Source organism: Natronospira proteinivora (assembly GCF_024170465.1).
GTDB lineage: Bacteria > Pseudomonadota > Gammaproteobacteria > Natronospirales > Natronospiraceae > Natronospira > Natronospira proteinivora.
The window spans coordinates 1389381-1401369 of the sequence record NZ_JALJYF010000001.1 but is presented as its reverse complement, the minus strand read 5'-3'; the positions used below and the strand labels follow the sequence as shown (position 1 = coordinate 1401369).

Sequence of the window (11989 nt, the reverse complement as noted above, 5' to 3'; positions counted from 1 at the left end):
CGACTGGTTGACGGCCGGTAGAGGAGTGGTTGTGTCCAAGGGAGTTCAAGCCGTACGGGGGATGAATGACATCCTGCCGGAGGAAAGCCCCGTCTGGGCCCAGGTGGAGGCAACCGCCCGGGCTGTGTTCGAAGAATACGGCTATCGGGAAATTCGGATGCCCATCGTGGAGAAGACCGAGTTGTTTGTTCGCTCCATCGGGGAGGTGACCGATGTGGTGGAAAAGGAAATGTATACCTTTGAGGACCGCAGCGGTGACAGTCTCACGCTGCGTCCTGAGGGTACGGCCGGTTGTGTACGGGCGGGCATGAGTCATGGTCTGTTTCACAACCAGGTTCAGCGGCTGTGGTATCAGGGCCCCATGTTTCGCCACGAGCGGCCGCAGAAGGGGCGCTATCGACAGTTCCATCAAATGGGCGTGGAAGCCTATGGCCTTGAGGGGCCGGATATTGATGCCGAGATGTTGCTGCTCACCGCCCGCCTGTTCAAACGCCTGGGTCTGGGGCATCTGCGACTGAAGCTCAATTCGCTTGGGAACCCGGAGGCCCGTCAGGCCTATCGGAAAAAACTGGTCGACTATTTCGGCCAGTATCGAGATCGCCTGGATGAGGACAGCCTTCGTCGGCTGGAGACCAATCCCCTGCGGATTCTCGACAGCAAAAACCCGGATTTGGCTGACATTATTAAGCAGGCCCCCAGCATTCTGGATCATCTGGACGAAGCGTCGGCGGCTCATTTTGACACCCTGAAAGCCCGCCTGGATGATCAAGGCTTGGCTTATGAGGTGGACCCCCGCCTGGTTCGCGGCCTGGATTACTATTCTCGCACGGTGTTCGAGTGGACAACCGACCGGCTTGGGGCTCAGGATGCGGTTTGCAGCGGTGGCCGGTATGATTTCCTGGTGTCCCAGCTGGGTGGTAAGCATGTGCCCGCAGTGGGTTGGGCCCTGGGGATGGAGCGATTGATCGCGCTGCTGTCGCTGGCCGAAGCGCCGCCGCGCCGGGATGTGGAGCCTCATGTCTATCTGGCCATGATGGGCGAGGCTGCCGAACGGGAAGGGTGGAAGCTGGCCGAATCCCTGCGGGATCAGGTGGCCGACCTTCGGCTCACTGCTCATTGCGGCGGCGGCAGCTTCAAGTCACAACTCAAGAAGGCCGATCGCAGCGGCGCGGCCATCGCCTTGATTCTGGGCGAATCGGAAGTCGGGGCCCGGCGAATCGGTGTCAAGCCGCTGCGATCGGGTGAGGAACAGTTCGAGGCCGATTGGAGCGCGCTCCCGGGGCTTCTGCATGATCGAATTCAACACAACGGGGAATAACGGTGTTCAGCTCAGACGAAGAAGCACTTGAAGCAATCAAGCAATGGTGGAAGGACAACGGGACCTTTGTGGTGGCCGGTTTGGTGATTGGTGTTGCCCTGATTGCCGGTTGGCGATTTTGGCAGGCTTCCCAGGAAAGCGAGGCCGCCAGTGCCGCCAATCTTTATCAGCAGGTGGCCGTGGCCGCCGAAGGTCAGGACTATCAGCAGACCGCCGCCCTGGTGGATGAGCTGCGTTCGGATTATGGGCGCACCGCCTATGCCGCCCACGCGAGCCTGAGACTGGCTGCTCTGGCCGTGGAGATTGAGGAGTTGGATGAGGCGGCGGAGCTATTGCAGTGGACCGTGGACAATGCGCGGGATGCGGAACTTGTGAAGCTGGCCCGGGTCCGTCTTGCCAGAGTCCATGTCGCCCGTGGTGATAGCGATGCCGCGCTGGCGGTCCTGGATGTGGATGATCCGGGACGCTTTGAGCCCCTTTATCAGGAGGCCCGGGGCGATGCTCTGGTGGCTGCCGGCGACCCCGCCGCCGCGCGGGAGGCCTATCGACGGGCTCTGGAATCGGACGATGAGCAATTTGCAGCTCGACCCGAGCTGGAAATGAAATATCACGACCTGGCTGGATACGAAGACTGATGTTCCAATACCGTGCCCCAAAGATGGGTTTTGCCCATCTCCTGCTCTTGGCAGCGTTTCTGCTCGCAGCTTGTGCGCAACCGGATGCCATTGAAGATCCCAGGGAACTGGAGCGTTTCGAAGCCCGTTACGATGTGGATACAGCCTGGAGCACCCGGGCTCGGGGGCGTGCCGAGCGTCTCTATCTGGGGCTTCGACCGACTTTTGATGGCGAGCGGGTTTATACGGCGGGCCATGCCGGTCGCCTGACGGCCCGAAACCCGGAAAATGGCCGTCGCATCTGGCGTATGGACCTGGACGCACCATTGGCCGGTGGGCCTGCGGTGGGGCAGGGCATGGTGTTGGTCGGCGCTCTGGATGGGCGCTTGTTTGCCCTGGACGCCGATGACGGTGAATTGCTGTGGTCGACCCAGGTCGGTGGGGAGATTCTCACCGCGCCGGCCATTAGCCGTGGCTATATTGTGGTGAAAACCTCCGATGGCCATGTTCGCGGTTTGTCCGCCGATGATGGTGGCGAGGTCTGGTCTCGTTCAGAAGATGTGCCGTCCCTGCAGATGCGGGGGGGAGTCGATCCCATTATCCGGGGTAGCCGGGTGATCGTTGGTTTTGCCAATGGTCAGGTGCGTGCATTCGGTGTTCGGGACGGGGAAAGTCAGTGGGCTCAGTCTGTGGGTATTGCTGCTGGTCGTAATGAACTGGAGCAGATTGCGGATATTGCCCCGGTCATGGGTGCAAGCGATTCGGTGGTGTATGCCGCATCGGCTTCGGATCGAATGGCGGCGATTTCCCTGTCGGGTGGTCAGCGCTGGCAACGGGATCTGGGGAGCTTGTCCGGACTGGCCATGGATGAGGAGATGATCTATCTCACCGATCGCCATTCCGAAGTCCATGCCCTCAACCGTAACGGTGGCGCCAGTGTTTGGGTTCAGGATGCCCTGCGGGCCCGTCAGATGACCGCGCCCGTGGTGTTTGGCGATACCATCGTGGTGGGGGATCTGGACGGCTATTTGCATTTTCTGGATGCCGATAGCGGAGATTTAGTGGCTCGAGAGCGTGTATCCCGCAAGCGCATCAATACCGCCCCCGTGGTTGCCGGAGACAAGCTTCTGGTCCAGGACGGCGATGGCCGTGTCAGGGCCTATCGTCTCTCCGAGCGCTAAGTTTCAGCGCCCTGAATAAAGAGAATCTTGCCCATGTTGCCAGTCATTGCCCTGCTCGGGCGGCCCAATGTCGGCAAGTCGACCCTGTTCAATCAGTTGACCCGTAGCCGGGATGCCCTGGTGGCCGATACCCCGGGTCTGACCCGGGATCGACAATACGGCATCGGCCGGGCGGGCCCCGGCCCTTATGTGGTTATCGATACCGGAGGCATCGGGGAATCCGAGCGGCCGGTGGAAACCCTCATGGAGCAGCAAAGCCTGCGGGCCCTGGAAGAGGCCGATGTGGCTATTTTCGTGGTGGATGGGCAGCAGGGAATGACCCCGGCCGACGAAACCCTGGCCCACGCCTTTCGCCGCCAGAAAAAGCCGATCATTCTCGCGGTCAATAAATCCGAAGGCCAGGCTCGGGAATCGGTGACGGCGGAATTTCATGCCCTGGCCCTGGGCGAACCCCAGGCCATCTCCGCCTACAAGGGGCGTGGCATTATTCCCCTGATCGAGCAGGCCCTGTCCCATGTGCCCCATGCCGAAGCCCATGATGCGGCGTCGGATTACAGTGAGGCGGGTGTCCGGGTCGCGGTCATTGGTCGACCCAATGTGGGCAAATCCACGCTCATCAACCGCTGGCTTGGGGATGAGCGCATGGTGGCCTCCGACGAGCCGGGAACCACCCGGGACTCGGTGCGAGTCCCCTTTTCCCGGGAAGGCCGGGATTATGTGCTGGTGGATACCGCCGGTGTCCGGCGCCGCGCCAAGGTCAGCGAACACATTGAAAAGCTCAGTGTGGTCAAAACCTTGCAGGCCATTGAGGACGCCAATGTGGTGGTGGCCCTGGTGGATGGTTCGGAAGGGGTGACCGACCAGGATGCTTCCATCATGGGGCTGGCCCTGCAGGCCGGACGGGCCATGGTGGTGGCTGTTAACAAGTGGGATGGTCTGAGTCCGGAACGTCGCCAGCGCACCAAGGCCGAGATTGATCTAAAACTGCCCTTCCTCGGATTTGCCAAACAGCATTTCATCTCGGCGGTGCATGGCACCGGCGTGGGAGAGTTGCTGGGGTCGGTGGACGAAGCCTGGGAAGCGGCCAACCGGGATATGCCCACCCCGGTGCTCACCCGCGCCCTGGAAGATGCCATTAGCCGCCATGCGCCCCCCGTGACCCGCAGCCACCGAATCAAACTGCGTTATGCCCACCAGGGTGGCAAAAACCCGCCCCGGATTGTGATCCACGGCAATCAGACCGAACGCACCCCCCGGGCCTATCGCCGCTACCTGGAAAACTATTTCCGCCAGACCTTTGACCTCCAGGGCACGCCGGTGGAAATCGAGTTCCGGACCACGGATAACCCCTTCAAGGGCAAGCGCAACCAGCTTACGGATCGCCAGCTCCAGAAACGCAAGCGCCTGAAACGCCATAGCAAGGGCAAGTGACTTTCCCGCCTGGCGGTGATTGGCCCCGCCAGGGAATGGTGCTTGATACCATGCAAATCCTCATTTGCGGTCAGAGGCGGCTATGCCCAAGGTAAACATCGACGATGTGGTGATCATCGGTGCCGGTCACAATGGTCTTGCCTGCGCCTGCTATCTGGCCCGGGCCGGACTCAAGGTCCGTGTCCTGGAGCGTCGTTCGCTTGTGGGCGGGGCGGCGGTGACCGAGGAATTCCATCCCGGCTTTCGCAATTCCACCGCCAGCTATACCGTCAGCCTGCTCAACCCCAAGGTTATTCGCGATCTGCACTTGCATGAACACGGTCTTAAGATCGTGGAGCGGCCGGTGAACAATTTTTTGCCCCTGGAAAACGGCGATAGCCTGACAGCCGGTCCCGGGGCGGATGACACTCGACGGGAAGTGGCGCGTTTTTCAGCCAGGGATGCCGAGCAACTGCCGGCCTTCGAAGCCATGCTGGATCAGGCCGCCGGTGCCCTTAAAGAAATGGTGCTCAAAACGCCGCCGAATGTGGGCGGCGGGATGGCCGATTTGCTGGCCGCCATCCGGGATGGGCGCATGTTGGCAAAGATGCCGGAAGCCGCCCGGCGGGACCTGCTTTCACTCTTTACCCGCAGTGCCCGGGACATTCTGGATCAATGGTTTGAATCCGAGCCCATCAAGGCCTTGCTGGGCTTCGACAGCATCGTGGGCAATTACGCCAGTCCCGATACGCCCGGCTCGGCCTATGTTCTGTTGCATCATGTTTTTGGGGAAGTGAACGGCAAGCCTGGTGCCTGGGGTCATGCCATTGGCGGGATGGGGGCGATTACCCAGGCCATGGCCCGGGAGGCGGAGGCATTGGGGGTTCGTATCGAAACCCAGGCTCCGGTAAAGCAGGTGGCGGTGGAACAGGGCCGTGTGAAGGGCGTTGCCCTTGAGGACGGGCGCTTCTTCCCGGCCCGGCGGGTGGCGGCCAATGTAGGGCCCAAGCTGCTGTACCTGGAGATGATGGCGCCCTCCGATCTGCCCGAAGATTTTCGTCACCGTATCGAGGGCTTTCGCTGCGCCTCGGGTACCTTCCGCATGAATGTGGCCCTGTCCGAGCTGCCGCGTTTCGAGGCAAGGCCGGATCCGGGCCCGCATCTGAGCGCCGGCATCGTAATGGCCCCCTCGCTGGCCTATATGGACCAGGCCTGGCTGGATGCCCGGCGAGAAGGGATTGCCCGCAGGCCGGTGGTGGAGATGCTGATTCCCAGCACCCTGGACGACAGTCTGGCCCCGGCGGGCCGGCATGTGGCCAGTCTCTTCTGCCAGCATTTTGCCCCCGAGGGGCCGCCGGGGGAGGGCTGGAATGACGCAACCCGCCAGCGGGCCGCCGATGCGGTTATTGATACGGTGAATTATTTCGCACCCAATTTCCGTGACAGCATCCTGGGCCAGTTGGCCCTGTCACCCGCCGATCTGGAACAGCGTTTCGGCCTGGTGGGCGGAGACATCTTCCACGGTGCCCTACAGCTGGATCAGTTGTATTCCGCCCGGCCCGTACTGGGCCATGGCGATTATCGAGGTCCGGTGGCGGGGCTGTATCATTGTGGTTCCGGTGCCCACCCCGGCGGGGGTGTGACCGGCGCGCCGGGGCATAATGCGGCCCGGGAGATCATTCGCGATCATCGGCGCTTCTGGCGCCGTCACTGAATGCGGGCGCATCGTCCAGACGTAGGGAGAGGGTATTATGCTACGCCGGATTACCGATGAATCAGGGGTCCGCTGGGACATTGCCCGGGGTCATGAATCCTACGGGGCGATGGTCATCCTGTTCTGCGAATGCCGCGGCAGCCGGGTGATGAAATCCTACATCTACGCCGACAACGCCATGGACGCGGACGCCGAAATCGACGGCCTCAGCGACCAGGACCTTCTGGACAGACTGGCCGAAGCCCAGCCCGCACTCGATCCTCCAGGCTGAAAACAGTGGAGGTGTGAGCTGGCTTTACCTTCGTTCGAGTCGCTCAGGTCGAAAGCCTCGGGCAGCGATCCACTATAGCCTGTAAACACCACAAAAAAGCCCCCGGAGGCCTTGTGGCCAACGGGGGCTTGGTAAAGCCTGACAGGCTGCGCGACTTACTGCTCTTCGTCGGCACCCGCTGGCTGACCAGCTTCCAGCTCATCGTCGGTGGCATCACGCACACCGGCGATCTTCACGTCAAAGTGCAGGGTTTGGCCGGCCAGGGGATGGTTGGCATCGATCAGGACCTTGTCGTCCTCGACCTTGACCACCGTGATGATCTGGGTCTGACCGCCTTCGCCAACCGCCTGGAAGCGCATGCCCGGCTCGATTTCAGAATCGGCCTGGAACACGTCTTTCGGCACTTCCTGCTTGAGCTCGTCATTGTGCTCACCGTAGCCATCTTCCGGTGCGACTTCCACCGCACCGCTCTGGCCTTCTTCCCAGCCTTCAATGCCTTGCTCCAGGCCGGGAATGATGGACTGGGTACCCTGAATGAAGGCCAAGGGCTCACGACCTTCGGAGCTGTCCAGTACATTGCCTTCATTGTCTTTCAGGGTGTAATCGATCTCGACCACACGCTTGTTGGCGACTTCCATTAAAACCTCTTGGACTTTTCCGCGAAAAAAGGGGCGTAAGCGTGACATCCCGGGCCAGCCCACGTAAAGCGCTGCTGCTACCGTTCGTCCATAAAGCGGGCCTGAATCTGGCGCCGGGCCTCTTCCAGGGCTGGACTCACTGAGACGGGGTAGGGTTCGGCTGGTTCAATGTTTTGCAGGGTCTCGGGCAAGGCGGCCAGCTCCTGGCGGGCGTGTTCCCGGACCTGATTGAGGCTGTTTACGGCGCCGGGCAGTAGGTCCCCGCTTTCCATGACGGGCCTGAGCAAGGCCGTTGCCCCCTCTGGGACCGTTTCGTCGTGACCCCCAATCAGATCCCGGGTCATACGGCGTCCACGCCAGTGGCGCCAGACTTGTTTGGCGCCGGGCCAGGTGACCTTGTCGGTGGAGGCCTTCATGCGGGGCAGGCCATCGAATTCCGACAGCTTGTAGGCGAAATCCAGGGTTGGTGCATCGGGTACGGTGGCCCATTCCGTTCCCACGCCGAAGGCGTCGATGGGCGCGCCCTGCTCAAGCAAGGCACGAATCCGGTATTCATTGATGGAAGAGGAGACCACGATCTTGATGTGATCAAGTCCGGCTTCATCCAGTTTTTGACGCGCCTGTATGGAGAGTGTCAGCAAATCACCGGAATCCAGGCGTATGGCCGAGACCGGGGCGGATGTGCCATCACTCTCGCGGATAAGATCAATGACCCGGTCAACGCCGCGCAGCGTATCCCAGGTATCCACCAGCAGGGTGGTTTCCGGCCAATGTTTGGAAAAGCGGCGGAATGCCTCGCTTTCGTCCTCGAAGGTCTGGATGAAACTGTGGGCCATGGTGCCCACCACCGGGATGTCCAGGTAGTGGCCGGCCTCCATGTTGGAGGTGCCTGATGCACCCGCAATCCAGCTGCATTTGGCCAGATTCAGAGCCGCTTCTCCGCCCTGGGCCTTGCGGGCGCCGAAATCCATCACCGGGCGGTCGCCGGCGGACAGGATGATGCGGGCGGCCTTGCTGGCGATCACGCTCTGGGCATGGATCCGATTCAGCAACAGGGTTTCCATCAGCTGGGCCTGGATCAAGGGGGCTCGAATCTGGATGACCGGCTCAAATGGAAAGACCACACTGCCCTCGGGCACAGCATAAACATCCCCGGTGAAACGAAGCCGGGAGAGCATCTGAAGGAAGTCCTCCGGGAAACGCTCCAGACTCCGAAGCCAGTCAATCTCGTCCGCGCCGAACTGAAACCGGCTCATGGCTTCCAGGCAGTCCTGTTGACCTACCGCGAGGACGAAGTTCCGTGATGAGGGCAGGGCCCGAAAGAAGAGCTCAAACACGGCTTCCCGGTCCATGTCTTCGGCATGGTAAACCGAGCTCATGCTCAGCTGATAAAGGTCGGTTAACAGCCACGATGGCTGCCTGCCCGGAATCACTCCGGTGGATGCCATTTTCTGCTCCTCGGCGTTTGTTTAGACTGTTTCTGCGCCCTTCTCCCGCATCTCGTCCATAACGGCGTCCCCTTTGTCGGGGTCGACGGGACGGGTCGCCGAGGCCAGCAATTTCACCTCGAAACCCTGGGACAGAGCATCCAGAACCGTGGCGTGGACGCAGACGTCTTGCGCCAGCCCGCCAATCCACAAGCGCTTGATCCCGCGATTCCGGAGCTGTTGCCCCAGGCCGGTGTCGTCCAGGGCTGAATACTGATCCCGATCCAGGGACTGGCCCTTGGAGATGATTTCCACATCGGCGGGCAGGCGCAGATCCGGATGAAAGGCGGCACCGAAGCTGTCCTGAACACAATGCTCCGGCCACGGACCGCCCTGGGCCTCGAAGCTGCAATGCCCCTCGGGATGCCAGTCCCGCGAGGCGATCACCGGGGTGTCCGTCTGCCTGGCTGCCTCGATGGCTTGATTCAGGGGCGCAATAACCGTGTCGCCATCGGGCACTTCCAGGGCACCACCCGGGCAAAAGTCATTCTGAACATCCACAATGAGCAGCGCATCGCCTTTTTTGAATTCAATGGTCATGGTGACACCTCCTGTCAGGTCACCGCAGGAAACGGGCCCTATGGCGCGGTCTACTGTGACCCTCGGGACGATATCGTGCTGATTCAAGGGGCGTATCGCCGGGCCACTACCTTTAGAGTAGTCGTCTTCCGTGGCTTATGGGGCACGTCGTCTATTGGCGGTAAGATGTCGGGGTCAATGTGATTGGAAGACGGTGCCGGGCTGGCAATATGAGCGGGGTTCACGGACAATGTGGTGATCGAAATGGGGGTGATTGCGGTGTCGGCGCCAGCTTGTTGGCCAGGTGACGGCGGCTGTCATCACCGGCCCATATGCCATTTGTCATTCTGTTCAGGACTGAGCCATAGCCCGTGAACAAGCTGCCAGCCTCCAAGATTATTGATCTTTCCCAACCATTGACCACTTGGTGCGGAGACCGCCTGACAGGCGTGCGGCTGGTCTATGAAAGCTGGGGTGAGCCCCGCAATAACGGCGAGAATACCTTGTTGCTGTTTACCGGCCTGTCTCCCAGCGCCCATGCGGCTTCTTCGGCGGCTGATCCGGAGCCGGGCTGGTGGGAAGCCATGATCGGGCCCGGTCGCCCCATTGATACCCGCCGTTTCCATGTGATCTGTTTCAACTCCCTGGGCAGTTGTTTCGGCTCAACTGGCCCGGCCAGCGAGAACCCGGTCACGGGCCACCGCTGGCGCCTGGACTTTCCGGAACTGCGGGTGGAGGACATCGCCGGGGCCGCCGCTCAGGCCCTGGATGATCTGGGCTTTTCCCGGATCCATGGCGTGATCGGTCCTTCCCTGGGAGGGATGACGGCGCTGGCCTTCCTGCTCCGCTATCCCGGCAGGGCCCGGCATTTGCTGAGTATCTCGTCCGCGCCCCGGGCCTTGCCCTTTGCCATTGCCGTGCGCTCCCTGCAGCGGGAGATGATTCGCAACGATCCTGCCTGGCAGGGGGGTGAATATCCGGTGGATGCCCCGCCGGTCACCGGTATGCGACAGGCTCGCAAGCTGGGCATGATTTCCTACCGCTCCCCGGAAGAATGGGCGGAGCGCTTTGGCCGTGAGCAGCTGGCCGAACCGGACCCTGGCTTCGGGCCCCGTTTTCAGATCGAGTCTTATCTGGAGGCCCAGGCGGATCGCTTTGTGGGCGGGTTTGATCCCAACTGCTACATTTATCTCTCTCGAGCCATGGATCTGTTTGACGTGGACGATCATGCAGGATCGGGAGCAGACCCCTTCGCCGCCTTGTCCTATCTGGACTCCGCGGCGGTGGTGGGGGTTGATAGTGATATTCTCTTTCCCCAGCACCAGCAAAAGGAGCTGGCTCAACGCCTGGAAGGATCGGGAATCAGTACTGCTTATTTTGATCTGCCTTCCATCCAGGGTCACGATGCCTTTTTGGTGGATGGGGAACGATTCGGGCCGGTGATTGCCGAGTATCTGCAAACCCTCTGATGGGGAGTGATCATGTCCACTGAATATGCCTTTGATGGCAAGACCATCCAGAGCGAGTTCGATTTTCCCGGTGCCCGGCGTTTGATTGAGACGGTGGAGGCTGCTGCCAAGCGGCCATCGCCGGATGATATTGCCGAAGGGGTCAAGCAAGGCCTTTGTAAACTCATTTCCAGCCGCCAATTTCAGCTGCCCGATGCCTTTCTGCATGCCGAGGAAGATCACTATGCCCGCCGTCTGGTCTATCGTGACCCGGAGGATGCTTTCAGCATTGTGGCCATGACCTGGGGTGTGGGGCAGGGGACACCGCTTCACGATCACTCCGGTCTGTGGTGTGTGGAAGGGGTGTGCCATGGCCGGATTCGTATTGAACAGTTCGCCCATCGGGAGTCCCGCGCCGGTCTGGAGCGATTCCGTCTGGAAGAGGTGATGACCTCCGAGGTGGGGGGTGCCGGATGCCTGATTCCACCTCATGAGCATCACCGCATCCTCAATGACAGCGAAGATGATGTGGCGGTGACCCTGCATATCTATGGCGGGGAGATGACCCGCTGCACCATTTTCCATCCTGAGAACGGCGACTGGTATCGCCCGGAAGTGCGCAGCCTGCATTACGACGGCTGATGCTGGATCCCCGCGGGCCACAGCCTCTTCATGCCGCGGCCAGTTATTTTCTGATGCTGCTGCTGGCCGTGCTGTTCTTTCTCTTCAGCGACTGGACGGATGGCTGGTTGTCGGCCCTGCTGCGGATCAGTGCCATGCAGTGGGCCAGCCTGCTGGCCATTCTCGCGGTGCTGAGTCTGGCGGCCCTGTCTTTTCGCACCACCTTGAGACTCAATTGGCCCGGTCCCCGGGCCATGGCTGCCGGACTTTTTCTCGGAATTGGCCTGAGCGGATTCATCGCTGCCACCCTGGCCCATCTCTACAGTTTAGGGGAGGCTGCCGACTATGCCCGTGAGGTTCAGCAGGTGCTGGGTGAAGCCGAGGTGCGCCTGGGGGCCTTGACCCTGCTGCTGGTGATTGTTGTCCTGGCGCCGGTGGCGGAGGAATTGCTGTTTCGGGGGGCCGTACTCAGTGGGCTGTTGGCCAGCTACCCTCAATGGCTGGCTGTCGCCCTTTCCACGGCAATGTTTGCTATCCTGCATCTGCATCCAGCCCATTTCAGCATTACCGCCGTGCTCGGTTTGATTTGTGCCTTGACGGTATTGCGCCTGGGTAGCATCTGGCCCGCCATTGTGCTTCATGCCGCATACAACGGCAGTGCCATGCTGATGGATATACTGGGATTTCCCGAAGTCCTACCCTTATGGACGATCCTTCCAGCTTTGGCCATGATGGGCACTGGAGTTTTCCTCGCAAGCCGGCCTTGAT

The 11989-nt window shown here is 61.0% G+C and carries 12 protein-coding genes; 9 read left to right on the top strand and 3 right to left on the bottom strand.

What is annotated here, in order from left to right:
* Positions 1 to 31 precede the first annotated feature (31 nt).
* The 6 genes from hisS (at position 32) to J2T60_RS06535 (ending at position 6508) form a co-directional block, all read left to right on the top strand.
* Positions 32 to 1318 carry a histidine--tRNA ligase gene (gene hisS / locus J2T60_RS06560; protein ID WP_253447068.1) on the top strand — a complete coding sequence of 429 codons (1287 nt, stop codon included), beginning with the start codon at positions 32 to 34 and terminating at the stop codon, positions 1316 to 1318.
* 2 nt (positions 1319 to 1320) lie between these two features.
* Positions 1321 to 1953: a YfgM family protein gene (locus J2T60_RS06555; RefSeq protein ID WP_253447065.1), complete on the top strand. Its 633-nt coding sequence runs from the start codon at positions 1321 to 1323 to the stop codon at positions 1951 to 1953.
* Positions 1953 to 3113 carry an outer membrane protein assembly factor BamB gene (gene bamB / locus J2T60_RS06550; protein WP_253447062.1) on the top strand — a complete coding sequence of 387 codons (1161 nt, stop codon included), beginning with the start codon at positions 1953 to 1955 and terminating at the stop codon, positions 3111 to 3113. The genes J2T60_RS06555 and bamB overlap by 1 nt, the downstream gene beginning before the upstream one ends.
* A 33-nt stretch (positions 3114 to 3146) precedes the next feature.
* A complete protein-coding gene (gene der, locus J2T60_RS06545; protein WP_253447059.1) occupies positions 3147 to 4544 on the top strand; it encodes a ribosome biogenesis GTPase Der in 1398 nt (465 codons plus the stop codon).
* Positions 4545 to 4626: 82 nt separating this feature from the next.
* Positions 4627 to 6237, top strand: a complete 1611-nt coding sequence (locus tag J2T60_RS06540; RefSeq protein ID WP_253447056.1) for a phytoene desaturase family protein — start codon at positions 4627 to 4629, stop codon at positions 6235 to 6237.
* A gap of 37 nt (positions 6238 to 6274) precedes the next feature.
* Positions 6275 to 6508, top strand: a complete 234-nt coding sequence (locus J2T60_RS06535) for a hypothetical protein (RefSeq protein WP_253447053.1) — start codon at positions 6275 to 6277, stop codon at positions 6506 to 6508.
* A gap of 155 nt (positions 6509 to 6663) precedes the next feature.
* On the opposite strand, the gene J2T60_RS06530 is transcribed toward J2T60_RS06535, so the two are convergent.
* The 3 genes from J2T60_RS06530 to J2T60_RS06520 form a co-directional block, all read right to left on the bottom strand.
* Positions 6664 to 7146, bottom strand: a complete 483-nt coding sequence (locus tag J2T60_RS06530; RefSeq protein WP_253447051.1) for an FKBP-type peptidyl-prolyl cis-trans isomerase — start codon at positions 7144 to 7146, stop codon at positions 6664 to 6666.
* 77 nt (positions 7147 to 7223) lie between these two features.
* Positions 7224 to 8594, bottom strand: a complete 1371-nt coding sequence (locus J2T60_RS06525; protein ID WP_253447048.1) for a nicotinate phosphoribosyltransferase — start codon at positions 8592 to 8594, stop codon at positions 7224 to 7226.
* Positions 8595 to 8615: 21 nt separating this feature from the next.
* A complete protein-coding gene (locus J2T60_RS06520; protein ID WP_253447046.1) occupies positions 8616 to 9173 on the bottom strand; it encodes a nicotinamidase in 558 nt (185 codons plus the stop codon).
* Between the two features lie 350 nt (positions 9174 to 9523).
* On the opposite strand from J2T60_RS06520, the gene metX reads away from it, so the two are divergent.
* Genes metX through J2T60_RS06505 form a run of 3 tightly spaced genes read left to right on the top strand, consistent with a single transcriptional unit; the run spans position 9524 to position 11988 of the window.
* A complete protein-coding gene (gene metX, locus J2T60_RS06515; RefSeq protein WP_253447043.1) occupies positions 9524 to 10621 on the top strand; it encodes a homoserine O-acetyltransferase MetX in 1098 nt (365 codons plus the stop codon).
* Between the two features lie 12 nt (positions 10622 to 10633).
* A complete protein-coding gene (locus tag J2T60_RS06510; RefSeq protein ID WP_253447040.1) occupies positions 10634 to 11242 on the top strand; it encodes a cysteine dioxygenase family protein in 609 nt (202 codons plus the stop codon).
* The gene (locus J2T60_RS06505; protein ID WP_253447037.1) at positions 11242 to 11988 is read left to right on the top strand and encodes a CPBP family intramembrane glutamic endopeptidase; all 747 of its coding nucleotides are present in this window, start codon (positions 11242 to 11244) and stop codon (positions 11986 to 11988) included. Before J2T60_RS06510 ends, J2T60_RS06505 begins: the two co-directional genes overlap by 1 nt.
* Position 11989: the final 1 nt, after the last annotated feature.